The organism is Acidobacteriota bacterium (assembly GCA_009691245.1).
In the GTDB taxonomy this organism is placed as follows: domain Bacteria; phylum Acidobacteriota; class Terriglobia; order 2-12-FULL-54-10; family 2-12-FULL-54-10; genus SHUM01.
On sequence record SHUM01000008.1, the window covers coordinates 31,155 to 58,135 of the forward strand.

Consider the following 26,981-nt stretch of genomic DNA (forward strand, 5'->3'; position numbering starts at 1 on the left):
CGACTCAACAATTCACATGCAAGTTCCGCTTGGCAGTCCCGGCCATGGTCCGCTCAATTTGTTTTGCAACGCTGAGCGCCGCGTCCCGTATCCAGCCGTGTCCAAACCTTTGCGGTCCTGAGGTTGGCGGGAATCCCCCAGCCTAGCCTACAGTACAGCAGACCGCAGCCTTTCACTCTCTCTCCAGCCCTTCCCGGCAACCTCCCGTCATTTAGGAGAGGTTCATGGCAAAAGAAATGGTAGTCTCCTCAAACCCACACGAAACTCGTGTGGCGATTCTTGAGGATGGTCTTGTCTCAGAAATTTTCTTTGAGCGCGAGCAGACGTATAGCCTGGCAGGCAGCATCTACAAAGGCCGCGTAATGCGTATCCTGCCCGGCATGCAATCGGCTTTTGTCAACATTGGCCTGGAGCGCGATGCCTTTCTGTATGTCTCCGATTTTCTGGAGGGTCTGGAAGAGTACGACCAGCTGATGCACACGTTGGAGGAGCGCACTCCTCCACGCGGCAGCGCGGAGGAGGATGCCGAGTTGTCTTCGGCGGACGCCTTGGTGGAGGTCGGCACAGCACAAGTTGCTCCTTCCGTGGCACCTCTGGATGGCACTCCTGAAACTTCCAATCCAACTGGCCCGTCAAGCGCATCACCCCCTCGCCCGCCACAGGGCGATCGCGGCCGCGACGGTGGGCGTGGCCGGAGTGATCGCGGGTGGCGATACGGCCGACGCGGTCGAAGCGGTGCACCGCGTGGTGGTAAAGGTGGCATTCCTGACTCCAAGTACGCTCGCACCGGACCCGAGTCGGCGCCACCCCCTCCGAATGAGCGCCCCATTGAGGCGGTCACGGAACCCGAAGTTTCCGAGCAACTAGTTTCTGCGCCTGAAGTTTTGGATCAGCCTGTGGCGCGCATCCTGCTTCCGGGTGAATCGTTGGCTAAATACCGTGAGCAGCCCAGCCCTTCCGATTCCACAATGGAAATCGCCGGCTCGCATGAATCCCCCTTGGAAATTTCTCGTGGCAATGAAGCGGTTGAGCCGGTTCACGAGGAAGAGATCGCAGCCATGCCCGTCGCTGCATTGGATGTGGTCGTTGCCGCCGTTCCCGCAACGGTGCAATCGAAAATAGAAGCGCAAGACGAGGTGCTGGATGAAGTGCTGGCCGAGGCAGACGGCGCTCTCAGTGCGGAGCCGCTTGAGCAGGAAGCCTCTGAAGTGATCAGTCATCCACTAGCTTTTACCCCGCGGCCATTTGACCTTCAGGCTTTTGCTGAATCCAGCCCGGAGGACATGACCGCCGAGGAGATGGATGCCGCCGGTGAGCAGGTGCTGCGGGAGGCTGCTGCCGAATCGGCTGGCGCTGGCATTGATTGGGAATCACGAGAGGAAACGCAGGATATCTCTGGTGAGATGAGCGCGGAAGAGTCCGGAGAAGAAATCTCCACTCCGGCAGATAATGAATCCGGCACCCCCGCAGAATCGGGAGAAGCTCCAGCCGGAAGGGAAGGCGCACCGCGCGAAGCGGCTGTCCGTGAGGGTGGCCGCAACCCTCGCTTCCAGCGCCGAGGGCGTTCGCAAGCCCGTCGCGGTGGGCCGCGGCGTGATGGTATGCCGCCTCGTGAGGGCCTGCCGCCGCGCGAGGATGCAGCGCCTCCGGATCCCGGCCGAGACCAAGTTCTCGACCAAGGTCGAGCGCAGGGTCGAGCGCAGGGCCGCCGTCCGCAACGCAACGGCAACGGGCCTCGGGAAGGCCAGCGCGATACTCCGCGCGACACCCCGCGCGACGGGCAGCGTCAGGGTCAGGCTCCACGCCCGCTGATTGGCGACATGCTCAAGGAAGGCCAGGAGATCATCGTCCAGATCGCCAAGGAGCCGCTCGGCAAGAAAGGTGCGCGCATCACGTCGCACGTCGCGCTGCCGGGCCGCTATGTGGTCTACATGCCCACGCTCAACCACATTGGCGTGTCGCGCAAAGTGAGTTCGGACGAAGAGCGCCAGCGCCTGAAGCGCGTTGTGCTGGACGCCGCGAAAAACTTTGCCGGGGGATTCATCGTGCGCACCGCGGGCGATGGTCGCAGCGATGAGGACATTCGCCAGGACGTGCAGTATCTGACGCGCCTGTGGCTGGACATCAAGGCCAAGGCAGAGAAGTCCAACGCGCCGTCGCTGCTGCATCACGATCCCGACCTCGTCCTGCGCACGCTGCGCGATCAGCTTTCTCCCGAGTACACCACCATCTGGGTGGACAACGAGCAGGTCTATGAGCAGATTCTGCTGATGGTCCAGAAGTTCCAGCCCACGTTGGTGGGTCGCGTGCGGCTCTACACCAAAGAAGTGCCGCTCTTTGAAGAGACCGGCGTTCAGGATGAGCTGAACAAAGCGCTGAAGCCCAAAGTCTGGCTCAAGTCGGGTGGCTACATTGTCATCAATCAGACCGAGGCGCTGGTGGCCATCGACGTCAACACGGGCAAGTTCGTGGGCAAGTCGAATCGCCTCGAAGACACCATCGTCAAGACCAACCTCGAGGCCATTCAGGAGATTGTGCGGCAGATTCGCCTGCGCGACCTGGGCGGCATCATCGTCATCGACTTCATCGACATGGACGAGCGCAAGAACCGCGCCAAGGTGATGATGGAACTGGAAGACGCAGTGCGGGCGGACCGCTCGCCGTCCAAAATCCTTTCATTCAACGAATTCGGCCTGGTGGCTCTTACGCGCAAGCGTGTGCGTCAGTCGCTCGAACGCGCCCTGTGCACCTCCTGCGTCTATTGCGACGGATCGGGCATGGTGAAGTCGCCCGCAACGGTGAGCCTGGAAATTCTCAGCGAAGCCAAGAAGGTATGCGCCGATTGGACGGGCAAACAGGTAACCATTCGCGTGAATCCCGAGGTAGGCAAAACCCTGAAATCCACCGCTGCCAGCATCATCGAATCCATTGAAGAGATGACCGGCAAGGGCGTCATCATCCGCAACGACCCCAGCGTCCACATGGAGAACTTCTACTTCGACTAGGGATGTGAATTGAATTTGCGAAATGGGAGAGCAGGAAGCATCGCTTCCTGCTTTTCTTTCTTGCGGCTCAATCAACAAATAAATAAGGTCGTCATTCCGAGCGAAGCGGGGAACCCGCTTTTCCAACTGCCGCGTTGGCTTCCTGTGATCTGCTGCCGGAAGACCTCCGTCCCATCCGCCAGAAAACTATCAACCCGCATAGTGTCAACAGCGAGACCGACGCACCGATCCAGAAATGCCGGGGGCGGAAGCGCATCTCGATGCGATGCGATCCAGCGGAGACGGGCAAGGCGCGGAAGATGCTGTCGGCGCGAAGAACTTCCGCCGGTTGGCCGTCGATCGTCGCTTCCAATCCCGGATAGAAAATCTCATTTACCAGAACTATTCTCGGCTTCGCTGAAGCCACAGTGAACGAATACCGATTGGCCGAAACATCGTAGTCCCGGAACTTGAAGTCACTGCCAGTCATTGCGGGAGTCGCTGTGCCTTCCGGCGACGGCGTTTTGGGCAGGCGAATCAGAGTGAGTCCGTAGATGCTCATGTCGGATTTTTGATGGGCGGTCAGAGTGATGCTGCCAGCGCCTGCCCGCAACTCAAATACTCCCAGGTCCACGGTGCGCGTGGACGCGCAGAAGTATCCGCCGGAGCGTGGAACCTTTGTCGGCTGGCCTTCCTGCAACTGATCGTCTTGCTGAACTTTCGCGGTAACGATAGGGAAGGGGTCCGTTTGCTGGGTGAAGTACTCGGCGGAGATCAGATAGTTCCCGGGTTGGACGTTCGCGGGCAGGGGGAAGCGCTGCCAGTCATCTGGAAAGTTTCCCCAATAGGCGCGATACCGGCGCGGCTCAGAGCAACTGCCATCGTCGATCACGCCTCCGGTGGAACCCTCTTCGGCTGAGGGCAAGGTGTAGGTCTGTAACTCTTCAATCGGGAACGCGGGATTTGCAGGGACGTCTCCGCGCTCCATAACTAACGCACTTCGGGCAGTGAACCAGAGCGAGTTCATCAGCGCCAGCGCCGCAGCGTTGTCAGGAACCACGTACGCCCGGTCAAACATCCAAGCGCGCGAGAGGAAATTGCGGTTCTCGTAAATCTTGTACCAGCCCAGGCCGTCGTAGACTTTCTTCAGGTTCGCCATTTTCTCCATATGCATGTCGGCTTCGCGGATCGAGACCGTCAGGTAATACTTGATGCCCAGCAAATCCTGCATGCCGGATTGCAGATTGTTGTCCGGCCCGGCATCGGCCCACGCGTAGGCGTTGGTCTGCATGAACTGGCGCACGTATTCGTTGTAGCGGCGCGGCAGCACCGGGTTCCAGCCATACGTGCCGGGGATGCGCACGAGGTTCCAGTAGTTATTCGGCCAGCCCATGGTGTTGGCCACGCGAAAATCTCCGGACTGATCCGCGCGGAGGAATGCAATCTCCTCCTTGCGGTCATAGAGTGAGTCGTAGCTCATGAATAGCCGTGGATCCCGCGGCTCGGCGTTGAATGGGTTGTTCATGTGGAAGTTGAACAGCTCCGCGGCGGCGAGCAGGAGAATCGTCCACTGGACGGCATGAATGCGCCGCAGCTCCATCGGCCACGCGAGCACAAACGCTGAGACGATTCCGAGGCCCAACAGCATGTACCAGTAGTACGGTATGATCCCGAGCCACCCCCAGTGCAGCCCTCCCAGCACGGCAAACGCGAAGGCGGCAAGGACGAAAACGCGCAGCCAGCGGAGGTGGAACCTTCGTTTCTCTTCATCCTCCAGCGCCGCCGCGCCCACACCCGCCATCACCGCTGCCGAGAAGATGGCTAGGTTGACGAAGATGAAGATGTTGCGGAACAGCTTCAGCAACGGCAGGCTGTAGTTGAGCTTGAAAAACGGTCCATTCGTGCCGAGCGATGCGAGCGAGAAGACAATGATCATGCCCAGCCAGAAGAAGTTCTTGCGCCGCGCCATCTCCACCAGCCCCACCAGCGCCAGCACACAGCCCGGCACGCTGATGAAGGCGATTTGGTAGCTGGGCCATGGGATCAGGCGAAGTTGCGCGCCGTGGAACTCGCCGAAAAAGTTGGGCAGAAAGTAAGTCCACAGATAGCGCGGATCACGTCCGCCGGCCATGACCTCCGGCGTCAGTTGCGAGCGAATCGAGAGTGCGCCAAGCTCCGCGGCCGGGATAAGCTGGACCATCGCCAGCCCAGCCCCAATTAAGGCAATCGTTCCGAGAAGCAGAATCCAATGCGGCCACAGGATTTTTCTGTCCGCCCCGGCGCAGGCTTCATAGAAGAAGTAAAGAAATAGCAGCAGCCCGAGGTATACCGCGTGCTGGTAATGGCCGGTCAGGCAGACCATCCCGTACGCGCCGCCGGCCAACGCGCCCGCGCGCCAGTCCCGGCCATGCAACGCGCGCCGCGCCAACAGGAACACCAGGGGGAACCAGCCGAGCGCGTTCACGATGGACTGGTGCTGCGCGTGCGTGGTCAGCGGCCCGCTGAACATATAGATTACGCCGGCGATGAGCGCGGGCAGATGCTTCTTCGTCCAGTCCTTCACCAGCCAATACATGCTGAGTCCGGCGAGGAAATAGTGGACGACAATTTGAATCTCCAGCAACTTGTAGGAAAGCGGATAGAACAGCCGCGACACCAGCATCAGCCAGTTTGGTGGATAGAATATCTGCGCCTCGGGGTCGGCGATCACTGGGTAACCCGCAAAGTTGAACGGGGTCCACAGCGGCAGGCGAAAGTGGCGCAGCTCTTCATGGACGTATCCAAGCAACGGGTAAAAGAAATCCACCGCGTCCCAGGGGATGATGGCGCGATTGGTGAAGAGAATTCTGGAGTAGAAAATGAGGGTCAGCAGGGCCAGGACGATGGGTCCACTCCAGCGAGATTGTTCCGAGAGCAGCCCGAAGGCCTTCCGCATAAGCGAGCGCAGCAGGATCATAAGTTAGTGGCCTGATTAGCTGGTTTCAGTATAATCAGTGTATGCGAAAGTCGTCAATCAACTTAGCACGACTGGTGGGACTTCTTCTCCTGGCGGTGTATCCCGCATCAAGTCTTTTGGCGCAGCAGCCGCAAGCGGGAGAGCCGGATAAAGTAAAGCCGGTAACGTTGCGTATCGGTGTGCCCAACAAGCAGAGCGAACGCGATGTGGTATTTTCGCTGATCGTGGAGACCTCGGGCGCGGCGTCGGTGGGACGCATTCGCGCGGAACTCGAGCTGAGCGCGATGGACGGCTGGAGCTTTCGCAACATTGAGCAGACGCGCGGGCTGAACCTGCGCAGCACGGCGAAGAAGCGTAATCAGGGCGCGGGCACGCTGGTGATTGACTGGGATATCTCGGCCGAAGGCAATGAGTTGCCCACCGGCCACGTGGCGTTGCTCCGTGTTCAGGCGGACAAGAACAGCAAGTCGCCGGGACCGGCCTCGGATAACCCGCCGACGCTGGTGGTGCGCAAGATGTCCTGGGGGTTGGCTGAATTTGAAAAGCCGCCGGAGGGGTTGCCGCAACTGGAAACGCCGGACAACCTCACCGGCAATCCAGACGTCTCCTGCTTCTTCTTCACTCACTAATATGCTTATGCCGATGGTGTACCGCAAACAGAGCCGCGCCCGGGAGGGAGCGGTTAACTGGCACAGGCTGGCGTGCTTGACGAGAAACCGCTCCCTCCCGGTCGCGGCTCTGTTTGCTCAGCGGCGGATCAGATACATGAACCACGCGCCGCCGACGATGACGGCGGAAAATATGCCGAACACCTGTAAGCCGTAGCGCAGCCGCTCGCGATCCGTACTCTTGCTGGTGACGCCGAAGACCACGCTGGTGGCGATGGCGAAAATCATGGCGGCGGTAAAGTGGGAACTGTTCATCGAATCCTGCGCCTTCCTAATGGAAATTTCTTAGCTCTTCTTGCCCATGGCGATGTCGTAGGCGTCTAGAATCGCCAGCACGTTCAGCAGTCCGGCGACGATCAGAAACTTTGAACCGTAATCGGCGTGTGGCGCGGCCGTTATGGTTGAGGTGTAGCCGGAAAACTTCGCGCCGAAGTAAAACAATCCCGCGCACAGATTCCCGAGAAATCCAAGTGTATCGACGGGATTGCCGCGCGCGGGCTCAAAGAAGCTGCCTGCATTGGCAAGGCCGAAAACAAATAGTAGTCCAATTGAACCCAGTAGCAGTCCTCCACGGCCCCAGCGGCCTAGCAGGAAATGTCCGCCTCCGGGCAGCAACCATCCAGCCACCAGCGGGCCCACGGGCAGCGCCGGCTTCGCTTCAGTGAGTACTTCCGCTTTCCTCGACATTAGGGCTCCCATCTTCGCACCGGTCAACTCACGGCTCGATACAAATCCTCACGATCTCATTTTGCACCGCGCCAGTGATGCGCGCCGCGCGCGGCTCCACGTAAACATCCAGTTCACTGCGTACGCCGAACTCGGGCAGGTAGATACCAGGCTCGATCGAAAAGCAGGTTCCGGGGATGACAGGACGTTCGTCGTGCGTCTCCAGATCATCCATGTTGGCGCCGTTGGCATGCACCGACTGGCCGATGGAGTGTCCCGTGCGATGCACGAAATAGTCGCCGTACCCGGCTGCCTCGATCACCGAACGCGCGGCCCGATCCACTTCATAGCCGCGAATCACTTGCCCCGCTCGCATGGCTTCATCGACCGCCGCGACCGCCGCGTCGCGCGCCTGCCGCACGATGGCGAAAACAGTTTCAATCTGCTCGGGCGGCTGCGGGCCGGCAAATCCGGTCCAAGTAACATCATAGTAGACTGCGCCGGGCTTGTCACATTTCGCCCAGACGTCCAGCAGCACAAAATCCCCTGCGCGAATCGAGCTTGACCCAGCGGCCTGCGGCGCGTAGTGCGGAATGCCGGAGTGCGCGTTGGCGGCGACGATGGGCGGTGAATCGGAGACCAGGCCGTGTCGCGCCAGCCGCTCGGCCATCCATTGCTGGGCTTGGTGTTCGGTGAAGGCCCCATCCCGCGTGATACTCTTGCCAATCTTCGCGAAAGTTTCCCGAACGATCTGGTCGACGGCGCGGCCTGCCTCGAGATGCAACTCCAGCGCCGCCGCCGACCACCGCGAATCGCAGCGCTGGACCAGGTTCCCCGAGCTGATCACTTCATGGCCGAAGCTGCGAACCAACTCCACCGTCCCCGCATCGGCCATGGATACCGACGGCAGTTGATTGAGCGGTGAGTATTGCATGGCGATCGTTCCGTAAGGCGCGAGCATCTCCCGCAGACGCTCCTGCAACTCCACCCAACCACGATAGACGCGCACCGTCCCGGGCAGCGCGGCAAGCTGATCGCTCTCGATGCGATGCAGCAGCTTCACGGGCGCGCCCTCCGCGGGCACCAGATAATACCAGCGCCGCGTCATCCAATCGCCCTTGGGCAGATCCAGCAGCGTGCGCGCCACGTGGTCGCGGCGATGAAAATCGCAGAACAGCCACGCGGGAATGCCTTCGTCGCGCAGCGCCAGCTGGATTGCTTCCATGTTCATCTTTGCCTGTTCCCTCGATTGGACTCCGCCGCCGCGCGCTGAGTTGGCTGAACGTTCGCCGTTGTCTCGGAAATTCCGGCGAGCGTGCGCACGTCCGCCTCGCTGATGCTCTCGAGCGCAATCACTTTCTGCCGCGCCGTGTGTCCCGACACGATGCGCACCCGCGAACGCGCAATGCCCAGGCCGCGCGCGAAGAATTCAATGCAGGCCTCGTTGGCTTTGCCGTCCACAGGAGGGGCGGTGAGGAATAATTTCCACTCATCCGGCTGCCAGGGCTTCAGAGCGTTGCGGGTGGCGCGCGGCTGGACGCGCACGCGAAGGTTCATCACTTTGCTCCGGCCCCATCTCCGTCGCGTTTCGTGCGCGGGCCAAAAATCGCGGTGCCGATGCGCACCATGGTCGCGCCTTCTTCGATGGCAATGGGGAAGTCATGGCTCATTCCCATGGAGAGCTCCTGCACCCAGGCGTGGCCCTCGGCGCGCAGGCGATCACGCAACTCGCGCAACTTTCGGAAGAAGGGTCGCGAGGCTTCGGGATCATCCATGTACGGCGGGATCAGCATCAGTCCCTGCGGATCCAGATGATCGAGCGAACCAAGGATGGTGGCCAAGCGTGACGCGTCCGATTCTGCCGCGCCGGTTTTGCGATCTTCCTGCGCCAGCTCTTCGCCGAGCTTGATTTGCAGCAGGACTTTCAAGCGCTTGCCTTGCTGCGCCGCTGCCTCATTGAGTCGCCGCGCCAGGCGCTCACTGTCTATAGTCTGAATATAGTTAAAGCCGAGGGCCAGCGAAACTTTGTTTGATTGCAGGTGTCCGATCAGATGGAATTGCACGCCGGGCAGGGCACTGGCTAGATTGAGCACGGGGGCCTTCTCCTGAAACTCCTGAACACGATTTTCACCGAACTCGCACAGTCCGGCATCATAGGCAGCTCGGATGGCCTCGGCGGGAAACGTCTTGCTCACGGCGATCAGCCGCACCGCATCCGCATTGCGGCCCGAGCGATGGGCTGCAACCCGAATTGCTTCCAGTACTTCAGACGCGTTGGTGGCGATGTGTTCGGTGGTCAACATATACAAAAGTTCGCGTAACATTGATTTTAGCACTCTGGATCGAACGCGCGCGCTGTCCAGCCTTAACCAGATGGAAGTGCTATCATAATAGACACCCTAGCTATCGGACTACATCGTGAAACCTTCGGGCAAGTTCATCACATTGGAAGGAATTGACGGCTGCGGGAAGACGACGCAGGCGGCGCTGCTGGCTGAGTATCTGGAGCAGCGCGGATATCCCGTGCGGCTAACGCGCGAACCGGGCGGCACCGCCGTGGGTTGTGAGGTCAGCAAATTGGTGCAGACTCCCGGGCCGGAGCAGCTCTCGCCATTGGTTGAGTTGACGCTGATGTTTGCGGCGCGCGTGCAACATATCGAGCACATTATTGCTCCGTCGCTGGCTCACGGCACGCACGTCATCTGCGACCGGTTCAGCGACTCGACCATCGCCTATCAGGGCTTCGGGCGCGGTATTCCGCTCGATACTATTGACCTGCTCGATCAACGCCTGTGCGGTGGGCTACGGCCCGGGCTTACGCTGGTGATCGACGTGGACGTCCCTGTCGCCGCGGCACGCACGTCGGGGCGAAATCGCGGCGCTGGCGTCAGCGACACGCGCTTCGAGCAGGAAGGCCTCGATTTCTTTAGTCGGGTTCGCGGTGGCTACGTCGCCTTGTCCCAACAAGAGCCGAAGCGTGTGCTTTTCATCGACGGCTCAGGCAGCATCCAGGTGGTACACGCGGGGGTTCGATCCGCCGCCGAAGAATTTCTGCGATCTAGTTGAGGCGAGAGTGCAGCGAAAATCAATCAGGAAGCAATAGGAGATTTGACAGTCCGCTTGGGCAGGCATTGTTATGGGGTTTTCTGATTATCGTGGGAACTCGGAGGTGGTGGCGGCGCTGCGCGGGATGCTGGCGCGTGATCGCCTGCCGCACTCACTTATTTTTGCAGGTCCGTCAGGCGTTGGAAAATACACGCTGGCGTTGATGCTGGCTCGCGCGATTCATTGCGTGGACAACGCTGGCCTGGCGGGCAGTGCCGGCCCGCAGGATTTCTGCGGCCACTGCTTCAACTGCCGGTTGCTGGATGCCGTCGGCGACCGTCGCGCCGCCGTGGCTCATGCCGAGCAGGAGCGTGAAGCGCTCTCCAAGCGTCCGCGGGAAATTCCGCTGATCATTCAGCCACACCCCGACGTCACAATCTTCGCGCCGAATGGCCCGCTTAGACTGTTTCAAATCGAGCAGGCGCGGCACCTGAAGCAATCGCTCGAATTTGTCGCCACCGGCAGGCAGCGACGCATTTTCATTCTTCCTGAAGCGGATCGCATGGACGCGGCGGCGGCAAACTCGCTGCTCAAGTCGCTGGAGGAGCCGCCTGCGGATACCGTGCTGATCCTGACCACCGCGAGCGATGCGGCGTTGCTGCCCACCATCCGTTCGCGCTGCGTGCCGCTATGGTTCAGCCCGGTCAGTACTGCCGAAATCGTCACATTTCTGAATGAGCGCGGCGTGGGTGAGAACCAGAAAGAGCGCGAGTGGCGGGCCGCTGTAACGGGAGGATCGCCGGGATCTGCGTTGCGTCTGGACCGCGAGCGTTACCTCATTCAGCGTGATGCCCTGTTGTCATTGTTGGCCGCTGGCGCAACCGGGCCGAACTTCGCGGAGCTGCTGACGCAGGCGCAGAAGCTCTCTGGCAAGGATGAGTCACTTGAAAAACTTCTCGAAATTCTATATATTTTGTTTCAGGATATCCTGCATATCGAATCAAAGGCTAACGGGGAACCGCTTCGCAATTCGGACCGGCCGAAAACTCTAGTGCAGGTGGCTCATGCTCTGGGCGTGGAAGGGCTGCGTAGGGCGGCTGCCAACCTGGATATGATCGAGCGAAACTTGCGGCGAAATGTTCCAGCGCGGCTTTCACTGGAAGCCCTCGCGCTTGGGCTTGCGGAGGCTGGCACACCGTCCCGCCGGATATCTTGAAGGCCCACAACTAATCGGGCCGCAAACTACTTTTGGAGACCGAGCTGATTTCGGATCTTGTGAAAGCCCTTGTGGCTTTCAGGCAAATAGGAACTTTTTGAGGTGAATAAAATGACACGATATCCAGTCCCTCCCACGGGAACCAGAGAGTTGTCCCGGGAGATGCCCCGTGACAACGATGATTCACGCGAGCCACGCCGGGGACCGGCCTGGGATGAGATGAGCGGCAACCGCAAGCTGATACGTCCGTCGCTGACCGATATCAACAGGGAACCGGCAGGCAATCGTGATTCGGGTGGCAGCCGCCAAGCCCGCAAGCGTCCCGTGCCTTCGGACTCCACCAACGCCGAGAATTTTTATTACGTCAAGCAGATGCAGTCCAAGACGCCTATGGTGATCGTTCTCACCGATGGCGAAATCTTGCATGGCGTAATCGAATGGTATGATCGCGCCTGCATCAAGGTACACCGCACGGGCGAACCCAATCTGCTTCTTTACAAAACCAGCATCAAGTATCTCTATAAGAAAAATGAAGGAGACTAGCGGGGGCCCCGTTTCTCGCGCTGGTTCAGCTTATTTTTCTTTGCGAGGCTATCCGCGAGCCGCCGTTCACGGCGCTGGCCCGCTTCGCGAAAGCGGCGCTTTTCGTCGTCGGTTTCAGTGATTACCGGTGGCACTTCGCGCGGGTTGCCATCATCGTCCACGGCGACAAACGTCAGATAGGCCGAGCTGGTGTGTTCGCGGGTTCGGTTATAAACCCCTTCTCGATATACCTTAACGCCCACCTCCATTGATGTCCTGAAGGCGCGGTTCACCGACGCCCTCAAGATAATGATCTCTCCCACGCGGATAGGAACTCGGAAGTCCATGTGATCCATGGATGCCGTAACGACATAGGAGCCGGAGTGCCGGCCGGCGGCGATGGCTGCCACGATGTCCACCTGATGCATGACCATGCCGCCGAGGATGTTGCCCATGGGGTTGCCGTCGTTGGGCAGCACCATTTGGGTAATCTCGGACTGCGACTCGCGCACCGGCTTGGGATCCAGTGTTCTTGCGTGTGTCACGCTCACGTGTCGCGCCGCATCCCATTTTGATTTTCCCGTCATCATTTCCTCTCTGCGGCAAACTTTTCCTGCATCATTTGATTATATTCTCTCGATTTGCCTCGCGGCACGCTTAACGTTGTCCAGTTTTCTCCGACGAAATGCTTGGCCAGCATCACCATCTGGCCGACATGGCCGGCGTGGTGGTTCAACTGGCGCAGCACGGAGCGGCGCACGGTGTGCGGCTCGCCTCGGATAGTGATGGTGCGGTCGAGGTCGGCCACGCCGAGCTTGCCGAGTTCGGCGGACAGAAACTCCCAGGAGTCCGCCAAATCCTTGCGCAATCGCTGGGGCGTGTCCGCATCGTTGGCGATAAATTCGGCGTCGCGGTCGCGATCCGGTTTGTCGCCATCAGTGGTGAGGAAATCCGTCCAGCGCGAGCGGATGTTGCCCGCCAGATGCTTCATGATCTCCGCCAGCGAATTGGTTCCCGGATCGAGCTTGCGATAAAGGTCCTGTTCGGAGACCTGTGCCAGCGCGCCATCGGCATTGCGGCGCATTTTCTCAAATTCACGAAGGCAATCGTTCAGGAATTCGCTTTTCGGCATGGTTTAATTCCTTCGCTGATCGGATTAGCGGTGGGGCCTTTAGGTGACTCGCCACCTCATCTTGAAGAAGCGAGTATACACCGTTACCCCAGCAGGCTTGCCGGACGAAAAGACTTCAATGGAAATTTGCGCGGAAGTGCCCTCTTGGGTGTATATTGTGGAGCTATCCGGTAATTCATGGCAGTGACATCTGCAGGGACCGATTTGGCATCGAACTTTAAGGCGAGGCAGGCAAGGACAGTCTTTACTAAGGAGAAATCTCATGTTGCGAAACCGTTTGATCGGTGAAGGCTTGGCCGCCGCGAGGCGCGTGGCATTCCTCATCATGTTAGGAGCTGGCGCGCTGGTGGCACAGCAGCCTAATATTATTTTGACCAACGGCAAGGTGCTCACGGTGGACCCGAAGTTTTCGATCGCGCAGGCGGTGGCCATCACCGGCAACACCATTAGCGCGGTGGGCACTTCGGCTGACATTGCGAAGCTGGCCGGGCCGAATACTCAGGTGATCGACCTGAAGGGCCGCACCGTAACTCCCGGCTTTATGGACACGCATCGCCACTATACCGCCGAGGGCATGATCGACAACGAAGTCGATAGGACCGTGTTCCGAGTGGATTGGGGCGGCATCAGAACCAAGGAAGACGCGCTCAATCAGATTTCCGGCATCATCAAGAAAAACAACTTCAAGCCCGGCGAGTGGGTTCACTTTCAGAACGCCGTCGGCTTCATGGGTCTGGCTTCGCCTACCACCGTGCTGCACAGCAGAATTCTCTTTGACGAGCTGAATCGCTGGGAGCTGGACAAAGCCGCGCCCAACAATCCCATCATTCTGTCGCTGGGCATCCCCGAATACAACGGCCTGCTCATCAACGGTGTGGCCATGGATATCCTGTGGAAGGAGTACGGGGATTTCATCAAGCAGAACGGTCGCTACTGGATCAACTCCGCCGGCATTCCCGACGGCCATCTGGAGTCGGTCGCCACGCGGCCCATCATGATGAAGTATATGCCGCATCCCACCGCCGAGGTGCAGGCTCCCGGATTCCGCAAAATTCAGGAAGCCCTGGCCGCCATGGGCCTCACCACCGTCTCCGGCAGATACCCGGCTTATCGTGTCGAGAGCCTGAAGCTGCTCGAGGCGCGCGGCCAGCTGATTTCGCGCGTTGCCTACGGACTGGAAGATGAGTTCGGCGTGATCAAAGACCCCGCCAAGGAACTGGGCCGTCTGAGGTCGTTGATTGGCGCGGGCACGGACAAGATTTGGATCACTTCCGTCTCACCGTCCTCCGTTGATGGCTCAGGCAGCCGCATGTGCTCGAATCAGCCGAAGAACTCGAAGGGCGCGATCGACCACCTTTATCCGGTGGGCCAGTGCTATCAGGATGGCGAGTATCGCGGCGCCGCCGGACGTACGGCACAGATCCCCAAGAACTATTATCAGGACTGGATCATGGCCAGCGCGCAACACGGCATTCGCTTCGCCAACACGCATATGTCAGGCGACCGCTCGGTCTCGCTGTTCCTGAGGTTCATCGCGGAAGCGCAGGCGAAGTTTGGCCCGGGCTCCACCAAGAACTGGGCGTCGGACCACTGCGATCTGGTGAACCCGGCGGATATCCCGCTGGCGGCCAAGCTCGGCGTGCGCTTCAGTTGCTATCCCAACTCGATCAACAATGGTCCCGAGGTCGCTGAGAACTTCGGCGACAAGATCGCCAATACCTACCCGGCGCCGCTAAAGACCATGATCGACGCGGGCATCCACGTGTCGTACGAAGGCGAGGGAGCCGCGACGGTTTGGGACGGTCTGTATGCGTTCGTCACGCGCAAGGACGAGACCGGCAAAGTCTGGGGTCCGCAGGAGAAGATCGACAACGCCACCGCGCTGAAGATGGCCACCATCTGGGGCGCGGAGTACATCCTGAAGGCCGATAAATTTGGCTCCATCGAGAAGGGCAAGATCGCCGACATTCTGGTGCTCGACCGCGACTTCCTGACCATTCCCGGCGATGACATCAAGAATGTTCGCCCACTGATGACCGTCTTCGACGGCAAAATCGTTTACGTCCACACGCAGTTTTCCACTGAGTACAACCTCAAGCCCGCCGGCGCGGTCATCTCCACCTACGATGAGTTGCGCAAAGCCGCAGGCGGCGGCGTCGCGGGCGGCGGCGGTTAGTATTAATCGTAGTAGGAAATGTTATTAGCAAAGCCGCGGCACGCGAACACGTGCCGCGGTTTGTTTTGGTAGCCGCGTCAGGTGATTGTTCCGGCGCGGGGATTTCCTTTCCTTTGCTTCCTCTGCTTCGCTATTTTCTCATCATCGGCTTCAGCAGCGCCAAGGTCAGCCGGTCGATTAGCGGCGGAGCCAGCCGACGCAGCCAGCCAAAGACGCGATTGCTGCACGGGACCACAATCTCGCGCCGCCTCCAGCGCGAGGCCAGCAAAATTGCGCGCGCGGCCCTCTCCACGCTGATGCCACCCATCTTTCCCCCCAGGGCCTTTGTACCGGGCCCTTTGAAGGCGTTCACGGTGAAGTTGGTTCGCACCCGACCCAGGAACACCAGCAGCACTTGAATGTTATCAGGCCGCAGCTCCATGCGCAGGATGTCGGACATGGCCGTCATCGCATATTTCGTGCTCGCGTACGCGGTGAAGTATGGCAGCGGCAGGCGCGCGGCGACGGTCGAGATATTGATGATCTGCCCGCCACCCTGCCGGCGCATCACCGGAACGGCGGCCTGAATGGCGTGCAGCGGCCCCAGCCAGTTGGTCTTGATCAGATGCTCGCAGGCGGCCATGTCCATGTCGGCGGCGGCTGCGTACATGCCCACGGCGGCGTTATTAACCAGAATGTCAATGCGCCCGAAGCGTGCGACGGTCTGGGCGACCATGTCGCGGACTTGGTCCGGCTGGCTCATGTCGGCGGCGATCACCAGCGATTCACCGGGCAGAGACTTCGCCAGCGACACCAGCTTGTCCATCGAGCGCGCGGCGATGGCCACCTTCGCTCCCTGCGCTGCGAACATCTGCGCCAGCCCCGCGCCCACGCCCATCGACGCGCCGGTGATCAGCACGACCTTATCTTGAAAATGGTCTTGAAATTGTCCCAACGCTAGCTCTCCCTCATTCGCTTTATCCTGTGCCGCGTTCTTGACGTAGCGCCGGCATCTTGCTGGCTTATGGAGCCGCCAGGATGGCGGTGCTACATCGAACGGCAGAACTACCCATCAATCGCGCGCCGCGCAAAATGGTCAGACGAGTATAATAGCTCCATGACCGAACTGTTGCTGCCCCTTTTCCCGCTGAAGATCGTATTATTCCCTCGCATGAACTTGCCGCTGCACATCTTCGAGGAGCGATACAAGCGGATGATCAGCGACTGCCTGGAACACGCAACCGAGTTCGGCATCGTGCTGGCGAATGACGAAGGTCTATCATCGACAGGCTGCACCGCGGCGGTGGTGCAGCTCGTGAAGACGCATGGCGACGGACGCATGGATATTATTGTGCGTGGCTCGCGGCGCTTCGAGGTTCTGAATTTGAACCGGGATGAGACTTTTCTGCGCGGCGAAGTGGCTTTCTTCGATGACGAGGAGGTCGGAGAAGTAACCGTCATGGACCGGCGCCGTGATGAGGCCGTGAGTCTCTGCAATGAAGTTCTGCTATTGATTCCCACCAAAGATCGCAACCCATCCGCCGAAGCTCCTTCGCGCGCCAGTGCTCACCTGGCATTTGAGATTATCGCGCAGGTGCCCGTAGAACTTGCCTTCCGTCAATTGCTGCTGGAGATGCGCAACGAGAACGAGCGCCTCGACGAAGTGATCGAGCAGCTCGGCCAATTGAAGGGTTTTCTCTCCCGTCTCGCGGCGACGAGCAGCAAAGCGGGTTCAAACGGGAACGGCCGCCACTGATATACTGGTCCAGTCATTCATAGATCAAGTCACGGTATCAGGCATGGCCGAATACAGGCCACGCGAAGGGATTGACCGTCATGAAACTCAAGCCTCACTTGCTCGGTGAACTGCGCAGCAGCGCATACTCGGAGCAAAAATACCGGTTGCGAACTGTGAAAGATGAAATGCGTGAAAATCTCATCGCCAAGATGGAAAGCGGCGAGATGCTGTTTCCCGGCGTGGTCGGGTACGAAGACACGGTGATCCCGCAAGTGGTGAATGCCGTGCTATCGCGCCACAACTTCATCCTGCTTGGCCTGCGCGGACAAGCCAAGACGCGCCTGCTGCGCGCGCTAGTCGCACTGCTCGATGAAGAACTTCCCGTGTTGGCTGGCTGCGAGATCAACGACAATCCCTACGCTCCCATCTGCCGCTCGTGTCGATTGTTGCTACAGGAAAAGGGCGACGCCGCACCGGTGAACTTCCTGACTCGTGAGTTCCGCTATGTCGAAAAACTGGCGACGCCCGATGTAACCATCGCCGACATGATCGGCGACATGGACCCCATCAAGGCCGCTCGTGGCGGGCACCAGCTCTCCGACGAGCTGACCATTCATTACGGCTTGATGCCTCGCGCCAACCGCGGCATCTTCGCCATCAATGAGTTGCCCGATCTGGCTGGGAAAATTCAGGTGGGCCTGTTCAACATCATGCAGGAGGGCGACGTGCAGATTAAGGGTTACCCGGTGCGCCTGCCCCTCGACATCATGATCGTCTTCACCGCCAACCCGGAGGACTATACCGCGCGCGGGAAGATCATTACGCCACTCAAGGACCGCATCGGCGCCGAGATTCGCACTCACTACCCGGCCACCGTGGAGGAGGGCATCGCCATCACTGTGCAGGAGGCCTGGACGACGCGTGGCGGGTCGAAGCGGATGCAGATTCCGACATTCATTCAGGAGATTGTCGAGGAGATCGCGTTCCTCGCCCGCGGCGACAAGCGCGTGGATAAGCGCTCGGGAGTTAGTCAGCGCCTGCCTATCAGTTGCATGGAGACGGTCGTTTCGAACGCCGAGCGCCGCGCCATCAGCAATCGTGAGCGCGACGTGGTGCCGCGCGTGTCGGATATATACGCCGCGCTGCCTGCGCTGACCGGCAAGTTTGAGTTGGAATATGAAGGTGAATTGAAGGGCGCTGATCAAGTCGCGCGCGAGCTGGTGCGCGGCGCGGTCGGCAAGATATTCGACAAATACTTCGCCGATGCCGATCTGCAGCAGATTGTCCAATGGTTTGAGATGGGGGGCTCGTTGAAAGTTCCCGAGGGGGATTCCGCAAACGCCGTGGTCAATGGCCTGCGCAAGATCCAAGGACTGCTGGACAAGGCCACCGCCGCCGGTAAACCAGACAAACCCAACGACGCATGGACCGCTGCTGCCGGCGAGTTTGTGCTGGAGGGATTACACGCGCACCGCCGCATTGGCCGTAGCGAAGAGCGTGGTTTCACAATGGAATCGCGCAAGCAGCAGCCAGCGGGCCGCGAAGATATGCGTCAACCGCACCGTCGGCAATTTAACTAAAGGCTATGATGAGCGGTTCGTGATGAGTGATGAGTTGATGCACACAAAGCTATGAAGTCTATTACTTATAAAAAGTTTGATCCGTCCGACCTCGACTCACTCGACATGCAGGAGTTGATGGATAAGCTCGCCGAATTTTTCCTGCAGAGTGGTTTCCAATCGCCTTATGGCGATGACTTCGGAGAGGGCGATGAAAACTCGCTCGACCAATTGCGGCATGCCTTGCAGCAGGCGCTCCAACAGGAAGAAGGCCAGTTTGGCGAGAATGAGCAGATGAAGCGGCTGATGGAGGCGTTCCGAGACATGACGCCCGAGCAGCAGCAAGAGATGATCGACAAGCTGATCGAGCGCATGGAGCAGGAGGGCTACGTCAGCGTAACCGACCAGCCGCCACAGCAGCAGGATCAACAGCAGCAAGGCGGCGGTTCCCTTGGCGAAGAAGGCCAAGTCCGTTTTGAACTCACGGATAAGGGGCTGGACTTTCTGGGTTTCAAGACGCTGAAGGACCTGCTCGGCTCACTGGGCCGGTCTAGCTTCGGCCGCCATGATACGCGTGACTTATCCACCGGTATCGAGTCAGGCGGATCAACGAAGCCCTATGAGTTCGGCGACACCATCAACATGGATGTGACTGCCACACTCTCCAGCGCTATCCAGCGCGAGGGTTTGGCGATGCCGCTGAACATCGAATACAAAGACTTGCAAGTCCACCAATCCGAGTACCAAAGTTCCTGCGCCACGGTACTGATGCTCGATTGCAGCCACAGCATGATCCTTTACGGCGAAGACCGCTTCACGCCCGCGAAACGCGTCGCGCTGGCTCTTTCGCACTTGATCCGCACGCAATATCCCGGCGATACGCTGCACCTGGTGCTATTTCACGACTCGGCGGAGGAGATGCCGCTTTCGCAGCTCGCGCGCGCGCAGGTGGGGCCGCATTACACGAACACGCGGGAAGGTCTGCGCCTCGCGCAACGCATCCTGAACCGGCAGCAGAAAGATATGCGCCAGATCATCATGATCACCGATGGCAAGCCCTCCGCGCTCACACTCGAAGACGGTCGCATTTACAAAAACGCCTTTGGTTTGGACCCATTCGTTGTGACATCCACACTGGAAGAAGTGAGTAAGTGCAAGCGCGCGGGCATTCTGATCAATACGTTCATGCTGGCGAGCGACGCCGGGCTGATTCATTTTGTCGAGCAGGTAACGCGCTTGTGTCGCGGCAAAGCCTACTTCACCACGCCGTACACGCTTGGCCAGTACCTATTGCTCGATTACCTTAACAATAAATCGCGCACGATACATTAAAGAGTCGTTAGTTGGCTTCAACTGCGGCGATCATCTCCGCCATCCTGCCTGAATTGAAATCCTTCAGGGCCTGGCGAATCTGGTCTTCATTGTTCATTACAAATGGCCCATAGCCGGCGATGGGCTCGTCGATGGGCTGGCCGCTCATGACCAACACCATGCTGTCCTCTTTGGAAATCATCGATATCATTTCGCCCGAGCGGTCGAAAGCGGCGAGTTCCGTGGCGTTGATATCCTGCGCGCCGTTCACCTGTACGGCACCATTCAGCACAAACAGCAATGTTGTAAAGCCTTCGGGGATGTTTAGCTCAACCTTGTTTCCAGCGCGCAGGCGCAGATCCCAAAGATTCACCGGCGTGAATGTGGCCGCCGGGCCATTGACGCCATGAAGTTCGCCCGAGATGACTCGCGCGAAGCTGCCATCACTGTTGAGAGCGACGGATGGAATCTGCGCGTCCGTGATTGCCTGATAGTGAGGAGGCGACAGTTTGTCTTGCGAGGGGATGTTCACCCAGAGCTGGATGACTTCGAATGTCCCGCCCTTCTTCGTGAACTCCTGGCTGTGCATCTCTTCATGCAACAGGCCGCCCGCTGCCGTCATCCACTGGACATCGCCGGGGCCGATCTTGCCGCCGTTGCCGGTGGTGTCGCGATGCTCAACCTCTCCTTGATAAACAATCGTTACCGTTTCGAATCCGCGGTGCGGATGCCAGCCCACGCCGCGCGGCTTGGCGGCGGGCGGGAACTCCACCGGGCCGGCGTAATCCATTAGGAGGAAGGGACTGACATGCAATCCCTGGCTGTGATAGGAGAATACGGTGCGCACGGGGAATCCGTCGCCAACCCAATGCTTGTCTGTACTGCGATGAATCGTCGCAAGTTTTTTCATAAGTATCTACCGTCCGCTATCGAGGCGGCTCCGCTGGCCCTGTGCAGGACATTGGATGTTGGCAGATGGTGAAGGATTCGAGAGTTGAATCAGTCTGCCTGAAGCCGAAAGCTGGCGCCGCGAATCAGACAGGATATCAAGATCAAAGGTGGAGGGGCCGCAATTACCTGGCCTCTTCGTGCCAATGGGTTTTCATCCAATAGGCGCGTCGTGTTTCCTCTTCTTCCCAACTGAGCGGTCCGGGAAAGTTGGCAACATCCCAGCCCGTAACCAGCGCTGAGGTATTAGGATTTGTTATCTGATGCTCGTCACCGGGTGGCAGCAAGGGGGACTTGTCCGCGTCACGCTCGATACGGTGTTGTGGAAAGTTCTGATAGAAGACGGTCATCACGCGAACACGGCCCAGCCGGAATACGCGCTGGACTTTATCGAGATGCTCCTTCGGGAGCCGCGCGGTTAGAGAATCGCTGGTGGATGGTGGAGTTGCCATAGTGAATGTGTCGGGCGGAAAGCTAGTGGCGACCCGATCGAGAAACCCGGTGCGCTCCGCTTCACTCAACTCGACAAAGGGTCTTTCGTAATACTCCATCGCGGCGGCGTTGAAGACATTTAGATCATCGGCGGGTATGCCAGTCAATCCCTTCATCACTTCATCGGTGATGCCATGGGCTTCCAAACGGAGATAGCCGGCGTAGCCGCTCGCGGTAGGAATGAGAGTATCACCGAAAGCAGAAAATAATTGTTTGCGGTCAACGCCGGGGACTGCGCTGTAGTCAACCGCCGGCCTCGCCAGCGCGGTTGCCGCGACTCCCGGCAGAACAACGCTTGCGCCCAAGGCTCCTGCGCCGGTCTCCTTCAGGAATGTTCGTCTGGATATCGACTTGGAATCCATGATCCGCCTTTCTCGTAAGACCGAATTCAACCAGCCGGAAACGAAGTCAATCTATGCTCCGGCGCCTCGTGAAAAGTGTGTTGCTACGATACGTCGCGCTCCGTATGCGCCCATGATGGCGGCGAATAGTCCTGAGTTCACCGACGCGCGGGGATAGGAACTGGCGTCCACCACGAACAAACCCTTTACCTCATGCGACTCGAAATCACCATTGATGACCGAGTTGCGGCGGTCGCTGCCTGCCCGGCAGGTTCCGTTGGTGTGTCCGCCACCACGACCCGCGAATGAAGCGGGGAAGCGTGGAGAATACTTCGCGCCCATCTTCTTGGCCAGCTCGATAACCACCTGCTTGGCCTCTTGCATTCTTTTGTCAATGTACGGATCGCCGGGATAACTCTGGGCTCCGGTGCGCAGGTTCACGCGTCCCTTCACGTGTAGCGGCGCACGATTGAAGAGTATGGAGATTGCACCCAGCCGGGTCACGGCCGTGCGCATGAAATCCATGTGCGCCTTGCCGAAGGCCGGAGCAAACTCGCTCAAGGCGGAGATATGCGGGTAATTGATGTAGCTGAGTTCCGCAGTAGAGATGCGCACGAAGCCAGTGCCATCGGTGTAATTGGGGTCGCTCAGAAAGAAGCCTAAGCTCGAATTGGTGCCGCGACCAGGCTCTTTGATGGGTTCGGGGAAATAGAGCGGGATGCGGTAGCTGGTGTCGCCATCCAGATTGCGGCCCACATTGTCGTTCTCGACGATCACGTTATCACCCAACTCATCCTTGGGGCCGTAGCCGGAGCGCGCCAGCAGAAGAGGGCTGCCCCAGGTCCCGCAGGAGACGATCACTTTTTCTGCGCGCGCTTCCTCAATCACGCCATTCTTTTCGTAAACCACTCCCTTCACCACGCCGCCCGCTCCCTGCTTTTCGATGATGACTTTCTTTACCTCGGCTTTGTCGATCAGCTCCACGCCGTTGGCCTCGGCGGTGGGAAGATACCAGAGCGAAGTAGCCTTGGCGTCGTACTTGCAGCCGTGGCTATCATTGTGAAAACCGCAGTAGATGCAATTCTTGCGCGTGGTGAGCACTGGAACGATTCGGTGCCCCATGGCCTGAGCGCCCTCGCGGAACATGCGCTCACCGCGCGTGTAGGCTTCCTCCGGATCTGCCTCCACGTGGAAGTTGCGCGTGATGTCCTCCACCGCATCCTTCATGTGGTCGCGCGACCAGTTGATGCCCATCGACGACCAGTTGGAGTAGTCCTCCGGGAAGGGCAGATGAACGTGGCAACCCCAGTGCAACGAGCAGCCGCCCACGGCTTTCAACCCAAACTGCCAAGGCCACTCTTCGAGCATGCCAAACTCTTCCCACAGAATTTGCGGGATCATCTTGCGATTCAGCGGATCGCCATACCCGGCGCGGGCCTTGCCCTTCAGCACATGCGGGCCAGCCTCGATCATGGCCACGCGCAGTTTGTCGCCGGTGCGGGGATGGATGCCCTGCTCGGCGATGCGCGCGGCGGCGATGATACCGGCCATACCTGCGCCTACTACAATCAGATCAAATTCACGCGTAGCGGCCATCGGGTCTCTCCATTGTGACCAACCCAGTGTGGGTGTTCACAGCTTTTCTCCGGAGTCATTCAGCAAATGGGTCTAGGCTATCGCGGGCAGGGAGGGAAGTCAAGATTGGGTCTGGACGGAAGGGTCAGTCAACGGTCAGCATTTTCCGGAAGTTTTTCCGATGTGCGTTTTAACCGCCTGCTCGATACGCTCATGAAGAGATTGCGGTACTTCGTAGGCATCGCAACCACGGTATATTTGAACCGTCTTGCGAGTCGAGTCGATGATGATGTGGCAGTTGGGACAGCGCCGCATGTGCGTCTCAATCTCGACGCGAAGCTCGGCGTCCAGTTCATTATCCAGATAGCTGGACAGTTCTGTCAGCAGTTTCTTGCAGGTGCTCATGCGGATTTACCTCGTTCAAAATACTTGTTCAGCTTCTCCCGCAAATGCAGACGGGCGCGCAGCAGACGCGACTTCACGGCAGGAATGGAAATCTCCAGCAGGCGAGCGGTCTCCTCGGTGGATATCTGTTCCAAGTCGCGCAGCACCAGCACGGTGCGGAATGCCTCCGGCATGGACTTTAATTCCTGGTCCAGAATTTCCCGCACCTCCTGCTGGGCAAACTTCGATTCTGGATTATCCTCCCATTGACCGATCTCGCGAGGAATCAACCCGTCATCCGATTCGATCGGTTCGTCCAGCGAAATGGTGAACGGCGTGTGGCGGCGCTTGCGCAGCTTCATCAACGACTCGTTGACAGCGATGCGCACCAGCCAGGTAGAAAACTGCGCGCCTTCCTGGAACTGGTCGAGTTTCGTGTAAGCCTTTAGGAACGCTTCTTGCAAGGCATCCTCGGCATCTTCACGATTCCCAATTATGTGTTGAGTGAGGCGGAATACCTTGCGCTCATGGCGCGAGACCAGTTCGCTGAACGAAGCGACATCACCTTCCTTGGCGCGATGCACCAAGTCGAGGTCGAGCGACTTGAATAGTGGATTTGGCGGTGCTATGTCAGGCGCTGCCATCTGCTCACCGTTGTCTCACACACGCATCTCGCTTGCCACGCTAAAGACCCGCTATCTGTATAGTGCCTCAGATGGCTGCACCCATCAACCATGCGATGACTCCAATGAAGCCCCCGACGGCCAGCATGCGCAGAAAACTGATCTCCAGCCATTGCATTGCGGCCAGCGAAATGGCAAACCAGGCCACGCCAAACCATTCGCCAAAGGGAACCTTAGCCAATGACCAGAAGGAGCCGAGCACCGCGCCCACTGCCGCTGGATTGACTGCGCCAAGCGCTGCTTGCCAGTAGGGCGACTTCTTCCTGTTTCTGAGGAACACGGCAGCCAGGATGATGAGAAAAAACGAGGGAAGAAAGATGGCGGCGGTGGCCACAAAGGCTCCGGCCAATCCCGCTACTTTGTAGCCGATGAAGGTGGCGGTAATGACCACCGGCCCCGGTGTGATCTGGCCCAGGGCCAGGCCATCGAGGAATTCGCGGTGCGTCAGCCAGCCGAGCCGGGTTACCACTTCCTTCTCGATGAATGGGACAATCACCAGCCCCCCGCCGAAGATCAGTGTGCCCACTTTCAGGAAGAACCAGCCGAGCTGGCCAAGCAGTGAGAGCGGCAGCAAGATCATCAAAGAGTTGCCGCCAGAGCATCGTTTACGCAATGTCTCGGATGAGAGGATGCCGACGATGGCTGACACCATAAAGATCAGCGGAAGGTTAATCGAGAAAGCGCCTACTGCAATGGCGCAAGCCAGGAGAAGGCCGCGCTGGACCCAACTTGTGGCGGACTGCTGCCCCAGTTTGTAGCAGGTGAGCAGGATCATCGCCAGTACGACCGGGGTGATGCCCAGGAAAACTCCGGCAACGGCAGGCAGTGTGCCGTAGCGAAAGTAGAGGGCGGTCAATCCCAGCAACAGGAGAAATGCTGGAAGGATAAATGCCGCGCCAGTGATGGATGCGCCGCGCAAGCCGCGCAGGTGGTAGCCCAGATAAATGGCGAGCTTGGTGGAAAGTGGTCCGGGAAGAATCTGAGATAGCGTCAACCCCTCTGCGAAGGCCGCGGATGAAACCCAGCGACGCTTTTCGACTATTTCCTGCTGCATCAGCGCCACATGGGCCAGCGGCCCGCCGAATCCCAAGCACCCCATTTTCAGGAATGTCTTGCCGATCTCCGCGTTCGATGCGGCACCGGAAGCATAAGCGCCGGACTTATCCTGCTTCATAATCAACCATTGTATCTGAGTGGGCTGTCATGCGAATGGAAGGGAATCCCAAGGGAGCGACGTTCCCCTGTGAAGATGGAGCCGAACACGGACTTCAAATGAATTGGCTTAGAACGAGACGCCGATTCCGCGCTTTGTTTTCTTGCCCACTGTAACGGCAAGATTGCGTGTAACACGGGTACTTACTATCGACTTATGAAGGGTGGTTCCATCACGCGAGGTGTGGAGCTCCACTTGCAACGGTTCATTCGTGTCGGGATCATTTTCGAGAATGAAAAAGCCGCCGCGGACAGAAAGATTTTCGAGGCAAGTGACTTCTTCAAAGGTGGTTCCGTCGGGACGGGTGCCGACTACGCGGACGGGGATCTCCAATTGCTGGCGCCGCCCGAGCCGCCGCTCAATCATCTCCTGCGGTTCATTCTGCTGCCCCGCGGCGAGATCAATTTCCAGCCCTTCCCAGCTTGCCATCGAATTAGGAAATATCTTGCGTGTCTCGCCCAGGATCGAGTCTACGAACACATCGTTGTGATCAGGATCATGATGGAAAAGTATGAATTGTTTGACGTTGGTTTCCTTCGCAATGTTTACTCCCTCGCGCCAGGTCGAATGTCCCCATCCCCGTTTAAAGTTGGAATATTCCAGAGGTGTGTACTGAGAATCATAGATAAAGAGGTCTGCTCCCTGCGCGAGCAGCCGAACATTGCGGTCATGCTCGGGCGAGCCTGGCTCATTGTCCGTGGCATAGGTTACGACATGCCCTTCGTATTCGATCCGAAACCCCAGGCATCCTTGCGGATGATTGAGTGGAAGTGCTGTTACTTTCATGCCATCCAATTCCACCGGGTTCGCATCCAGCTCCCTGAAATTTCTGCGAGCTTTCATGATATTCATGTTGACAGGGAAATAGGGGTCGGACATCTGGCCTTCGATGACGTTCTGAACGCTTCCAGCGTGGGAAATGAACGAATAGAAGTGAAAGTTGTTTTCCGGATTGTAAAGCGGTTCAAAGAACGTAATGCCCTGAATGTGGTCCCAGTGGTAATGGGACAAAAAAATGTGGGCCTGAATACTCTTGTGGCCATACTCGTTCAGTAACTGCTTCCCCAGCAGACGGAAGCCGGTGCCGCAATCAAAGACAAAAAGCCTGTCATCCGGCGTGCGGATTTCAATGCAGGGCGTGTTGCCGCCGTAGCGCAGGTTTTCCAGCGCCGGCGTGGGTGTGGAGCCACGTACTCCCCAAAAGCGCACCTTCATTTTTGTAAACCCTTCTCATTCCATCCGTTGCGGGCCGCAGTTGCGGAAAGTTCTTCGGCCGTATTCGCCACCATAGTCGCCACATGCTGCGCTCAATCCAGGAGGGGGGCCTGGGTGCGACCGTCAAAAAATTAGCACATCCCGCAATCGACTGCCAAGCGTAAAACCCGTGCAGGGG

At 58.7% G+C, this 26,981-nt stretch carries 24 protein-coding genes; 9 read left to right on the forward strand and 15 right to left on the reverse strand.

What is annotated here, in order from left to right; translation table 11 throughout:
* Nucleotides 1–224: 224 nt before the first annotated feature.
* Nucleotides 225–3,005, forward strand: a complete 2,781-nt coding sequence (locus EXQ56_03455) for an Rne/Rng family ribonuclease (protein MSO19508.1) — start codon at nucleotides 225–227, stop codon at nucleotides 3,003–3,005.
* Between the two features lie 91 nt (nucleotides 3,006–3,096).
* Here the strand turns inward: EXQ56_03455 and EXQ56_03460 are convergent, their stop codons facing one another.
* Entirely contained in the window at nucleotides 3,097–5,940 is a 2,844-nt protein-coding gene (locus EXQ56_03460) for a hypothetical protein (protein ID MSO19509.1), read from the reverse strand.
* 41 nt (nucleotides 5,941–5,981) lie between these two features.
* Between EXQ56_03460 and EXQ56_03465 the strand changes: the two genes are divergently transcribed.
* Nucleotides 5,982–6,569, forward strand: coding sequence for a hypothetical protein (locus tag EXQ56_03465; GenBank protein MSO19510.1), 588 nt, complete (start codon nucleotides 5,982–5,984; stop codon nucleotides 6,567–6,569).
* 324 nt (nucleotides 6,570–6,893) lie between these two features.
* On the opposite strand, the gene EXQ56_03470 is transcribed toward EXQ56_03465, so the two are convergent.
* Genes EXQ56_03470 through EXQ56_03485 form a run of 4 tightly spaced genes read right to left on the reverse strand, consistent with a single transcriptional unit; the run spans nucleotide 6,894 to nucleotide 9,577 of the window.
* Complete coding sequence (locus tag EXQ56_03470; protein MSO19511.1) at nucleotides 6,894–7,295, reverse strand: hypothetical protein; 402 nt, start codon at nucleotides 7,293–7,295, stop codon at nucleotides 6,894–6,896.
* Between the two features lie 28 nt (nucleotides 7,296–7,323).
* Complete coding sequence (locus EXQ56_03475) at nucleotides 7,324–8,505, reverse strand: M24 family metallopeptidase (GenBank protein ID MSO19512.1); 1,182 nt, start codon at nucleotides 8,503–8,505, stop codon at nucleotides 7,324–7,326.
* Nucleotides 8,502–8,831: a DUF167 domain-containing protein gene (locus tag EXQ56_03480; GenBank protein MSO19513.1), complete on the reverse strand. Its 330-nt coding sequence runs from the start codon at nucleotides 8,829–8,831 to the stop codon at nucleotides 8,502–8,504. Before EXQ56_03480 ends, EXQ56_03475 begins: the two co-directional genes overlap by 4 nt.
* Complete coding sequence (locus EXQ56_03485; GenBank protein MSO19514.1) at nucleotides 8,831–9,577, reverse strand: YggS family pyridoxal phosphate-dependent enzyme; 747 nt, start codon at nucleotides 9,575–9,577, stop codon at nucleotides 8,831–8,833. Before EXQ56_03485 ends, EXQ56_03480 begins: the two co-directional genes overlap by 1 nt.
* Before the next feature lie 112 nt (nucleotides 9,578–9,689).
* Between EXQ56_03485 and tmk the strand changes: the two genes are divergently transcribed.
* From tmk to EXQ56_03500, 3 genes are all read left to right on the forward strand, one after another.
* Nucleotides 9,690–10,340, forward strand: coding sequence for a dTMP kinase (gene tmk, locus EXQ56_03490; protein MSO19515.1), 651 nt, complete (start codon nucleotides 9,690–9,692; stop codon nucleotides 10,338–10,340).
* A gap of 70 nt (nucleotides 10,341–10,410) precedes the next feature.
* On the forward strand, nucleotides 10,411–11,535 hold the full coding sequence (locus tag EXQ56_03495) for a hypothetical protein (GenBank protein ID MSO19516.1): 1,125 nt from the start codon (nucleotides 10,411–10,413) through the stop codon (nucleotides 11,533–11,535).
* 219 nt (nucleotides 11,536–11,754) lie between these two features.
* Nucleotides 11,755–12,078, forward strand: a complete 324-nt coding sequence (locus EXQ56_03500) for a hypothetical protein (protein MSO19517.1) — start codon at nucleotides 11,755–11,757, stop codon at nucleotides 12,076–12,078.
* Here the strand turns inward: EXQ56_03500 and EXQ56_03505 are convergent.
* Both EXQ56_03505 and EXQ56_03510 read right to left on the reverse strand, forming a co-directional pair.
* Complete coding sequence (locus EXQ56_03505) at nucleotides 12,075–12,644, reverse strand: acyl-CoA thioesterase (GenBank protein ID MSO19518.1); 570 nt, start codon at nucleotides 12,642–12,644, stop codon at nucleotides 12,075–12,077. The two genes, EXQ56_03500 and EXQ56_03505, sit on opposite strands and share 4 nt — an antisense overlap.
* A complete protein-coding gene (locus EXQ56_03510; GenBank protein ID MSO19519.1) occupies nucleotides 12,644–13,189 on the reverse strand; it encodes a DUF1572 domain-containing protein in 546 nt (181 codons plus the stop codon). The genes EXQ56_03505 and EXQ56_03510 overlap by 1 nt, the downstream gene beginning before the upstream one ends.
* 262 nt (nucleotides 13,190–13,451) lie before the next feature.
* Between EXQ56_03510 and EXQ56_03515 the strand changes: the two genes are divergently transcribed.
* Nucleotides 13,452–15,365 (forward strand): hypothetical protein, encoded by a 1,914-nt coding sequence (locus EXQ56_03515; protein MSO19520.1) that lies wholly within the window; start codon nucleotides 13,452–13,454, stop codon nucleotides 15,363–15,365.
* 130 nt (nucleotides 15,366–15,495) lie between these two features.
* Here EXQ56_03515 and EXQ56_03520 read toward each other — a convergent pair whose 3' ends face one another.
* Nucleotides 15,496–16,299 carry an SDR family NAD(P)-dependent oxidoreductase gene (locus tag EXQ56_03520; GenBank protein ID MSO19521.1) on the reverse strand — a complete coding sequence of 268 codons (804 nt, stop codon included), beginning with the start codon at nucleotides 16,297–16,299 and terminating at the stop codon, nucleotides 15,496–15,498.
* 69 nt (nucleotides 16,300–16,368) lie between these two features.
* Here EXQ56_03520 and EXQ56_03525 point away from each other — a divergent pair, with 69 nt between their 5' ends.
* The 3 genes from EXQ56_03525 to EXQ56_03535 all read left to right on the forward strand — a co-directional run bounded on the left by EXQ56_03525 (nucleotide 16,369) and on the right by EXQ56_03535 (nucleotide 19,973).
* Nucleotides 16,369–17,100: a hypothetical protein gene (locus EXQ56_03525; GenBank protein MSO19522.1), complete on the forward strand. Its 732-nt coding sequence runs from the start codon at nucleotides 16,369–16,371 to the stop codon at nucleotides 17,098–17,100.
* Between the two features lie 80 nt (nucleotides 17,101–17,180).
* Nucleotides 17,181–18,662, forward strand: coding sequence for a magnesium chelatase (locus EXQ56_03530; GenBank protein MSO19523.1), 1,482 nt, complete (start codon nucleotides 17,181–17,183; stop codon nucleotides 18,660–18,662).
* 51 nt (nucleotides 18,663–18,713) lie between these two features.
* On the forward strand, nucleotides 18,714–19,973 hold the full coding sequence (locus EXQ56_03535; GenBank protein ID MSO19524.1) for a VWA domain-containing protein: 1,260 nt from the start codon (nucleotides 18,714–18,716) through the stop codon (nucleotides 19,971–19,973).
* Between the two features lie 7 nt (nucleotides 19,974–19,980).
* Here EXQ56_03535 and EXQ56_03540 read toward each other — a convergent pair whose 3' ends face one another.
* From EXQ56_03540 to EXQ56_03570, 7 genes are all read right to left on the reverse strand, one after another.
* Nucleotides 19,981–20,862 carry a pirin family protein gene (locus EXQ56_03540; GenBank protein ID MSO19525.1) on the reverse strand — a complete coding sequence of 294 codons (882 nt, stop codon included), beginning with the start codon at nucleotides 20,860–20,862 and terminating at the stop codon, nucleotides 19,981–19,983.
* 163 nt (nucleotides 20,863–21,025) lie between these two features.
* On the reverse strand, nucleotides 21,026–21,754 hold the full coding sequence (locus EXQ56_03545; GenBank protein ID MSO19526.1) for a twin-arginine translocation signal domain-containing protein: 729 nt from the start codon (nucleotides 21,752–21,754) through the stop codon (nucleotides 21,026–21,028).
* A 51-nt stretch (nucleotides 21,755–21,805) separates the two neighbouring features.
* Nucleotides 21,806–23,329 (reverse strand): GMC family oxidoreductase, encoded by a 1,524-nt coding sequence (locus EXQ56_03550; GenBank protein MSO19527.1) that lies wholly within the window; start codon nucleotides 23,327–23,329, stop codon nucleotides 21,806–21,808.
* A gap of 135 nt (nucleotides 23,330–23,464) precedes the next feature.
* On the reverse strand, nucleotides 23,465–23,713 hold the full coding sequence (locus EXQ56_03555) for a zf-HC2 domain-containing protein (protein MSO19528.1): 249 nt from the start codon (nucleotides 23,711–23,713) through the stop codon (nucleotides 23,465–23,467).
* Nucleotides 23,710–24,336 carry a sigma-70 family RNA polymerase sigma factor gene (locus EXQ56_03560; protein MSO19529.1) on the reverse strand — a complete coding sequence of 209 codons (627 nt, stop codon included), beginning with the start codon at nucleotides 24,334–24,336 and terminating at the stop codon, nucleotides 23,710–23,712. Before EXQ56_03560 ends, EXQ56_03555 begins: the two co-directional genes overlap by 4 nt.
* 67 nt (nucleotides 24,337–24,403) lie before the next feature.
* Complete coding sequence (gene chrA / locus EXQ56_03565; GenBank protein MSO19530.1) at nucleotides 24,404–25,549, reverse strand: chromate efflux transporter; 1,146 nt, start codon at nucleotides 25,547–25,549, stop codon at nucleotides 24,404–24,406.
* Nucleotides 25,550–25,657: 108 nt separating this feature from the next.
* Complete coding sequence (locus EXQ56_03570; GenBank protein ID MSO19531.1) at nucleotides 25,658–26,803, reverse strand: MBL fold metallo-hydrolase; 1,146 nt, start codon at nucleotides 26,801–26,803, stop codon at nucleotides 25,658–25,660.
* Between the last annotated feature and the right edge of the window lie 178 nt (nucleotides 26,804–26,981).

What these genes read in the sequence shown, in the direction of transcription:
- EXQ56_03455 (MSO19508.1), top strand. Translation starts at nt 225, where the DNA reads ATGGCAAAAGAAATGGTAGTCTCCTCAAACCCACACGAAACTCGTGTG.
- EXQ56_03555 (MSO19528.1), bottom strand. Translation starts at nt 23,713, where the DNA reads ATGAGCACCTGCAAGAAACTGCTGACAGAACTGTCCAGCTATCTGGAT.
- EXQ56_03480 (MSO19513.1), bottom strand. Translation starts at nt 8,831, where the DNA reads ATGAACCTTCGCGTGCGCGTCCAGCCGCGCGCCACCCGCAACGCTCTG.
- EXQ56_03500 (MSO19517.1), top strand. Translation starts at nt 11,755, where the DNA reads ATGAGCGGCAACCGCAAGCTGATACGTCCGTCGCTGACCGATATCAAC.
- EXQ56_03485 (MSO19514.1), bottom strand. Translation starts at nt 9,577, where the DNA reads ATGTTGACCACCGAACACATCGCCACCAACGCGTCTGAAGTACTGGAA.
- EXQ56_03460 (MSO19509.1), bottom strand. Translation starts at nt 5,940, where the DNA reads ATGATCCTGCTGCGCTCGCTTATGCGGAAGGCCTTCGGGCTGCTCTCG.
- EXQ56_03510 (MSO19519.1), bottom strand. Translation starts at nt 13,189, where the DNA reads ATGCCGAAAAGCGAATTCCTGAACGATTGCCTTCGTGAATTTGAGAAA.
- EXQ56_03560 (MSO19529.1), bottom strand. Translation starts at nt 24,336, where the DNA reads ATGGCAGCGCCTGACATAGCACCGCCAAATCCACTATTCAAGTCGCTC.
- EXQ56_03505 (MSO19518.1), bottom strand. Translation starts at nt 12,644, where the DNA reads ATGACGGGAAAATCAAAATGGGATGCGGCGCGACACGTGAGCGTGACA.
- EXQ56_03495 (MSO19516.1), top strand. Translation starts at nt 10,411, where the DNA reads ATGGGGTTTTCTGATTATCGTGGGAACTCGGAGGTGGTGGCGGCGCTG.
- EXQ56_03550 (MSO19527.1), bottom strand. Translation starts at nt 23,329, where the DNA reads ATGGCCGCTACGCGTGAATTTGATCTGATTGTAGTAGGCGCAGGTATG.
- EXQ56_03470 (MSO19511.1), bottom strand. Translation starts at nt 7,295, where the DNA reads ATGTCGAGGAAAGCGGAAGTACTCACTGAAGCGAAGCCGGCGCTGCCC.
- EXQ56_03535 (MSO19524.1), top strand. Translation starts at nt 18,714, where the DNA reads ATGAAGTCTATTACTTATAAAAAGTTTGATCCGTCCGACCTCGACTCA.
- chrA (MSO19530.1), bottom strand. Translation starts at nt 25,549, where the DNA reads ATGAAGCAGGATAAGTCCGGCGCTTATGCTTCCGGTGCCGCATCGAAC.
- EXQ56_03530 (MSO19523.1), top strand. Translation starts at nt 17,181, where the DNA reads ATGAAACTCAAGCCTCACTTGCTCGGTGAACTGCGCAGCAGCGCATAC.
- EXQ56_03570 (MSO19531.1), bottom strand. Translation starts at nt 26,803, where the DNA reads ATGAAGGTGCGCTTTTGGGGAGTACGTGGCTCCACACCCACGCCGGCG.
- EXQ56_03545 (MSO19526.1), bottom strand. Translation starts at nt 21,754, where the DNA reads ATGGATTCCAAGTCGATATCCAGACGAACATTCCTGAAGGAGACCGGC.
- EXQ56_03475 (MSO19512.1), bottom strand. Translation starts at nt 8,505, where the DNA reads ATGAACATGGAAGCAATCCAGCTGGCGCTGCGCGACGAAGGCATTCCC.
- EXQ56_03540 (MSO19525.1), bottom strand. Translation starts at nt 20,862, where the DNA reads ATGAAAAAACTTGCGACGATTCATCGCAGTACAGACAAGCATTGGGTT.
- EXQ56_03465 (MSO19510.1), top strand. Translation starts at nt 5,982, where the DNA reads ATGCGAAAGTCGTCAATCAACTTAGCACGACTGGTGGGACTTCTTCTC.
- EXQ56_03525 (MSO19522.1), top strand. Translation starts at nt 16,369, where the DNA reads ATGGAGCCGCCAGGATGGCGGTGCTACATCGAACGGCAGAACTACCCA.
- EXQ56_03515 (MSO19520.1), top strand. Translation starts at nt 13,452, where the DNA reads ATGTTGCGAAACCGTTTGATCGGTGAAGGCTTGGCCGCCGCGAGGCGC.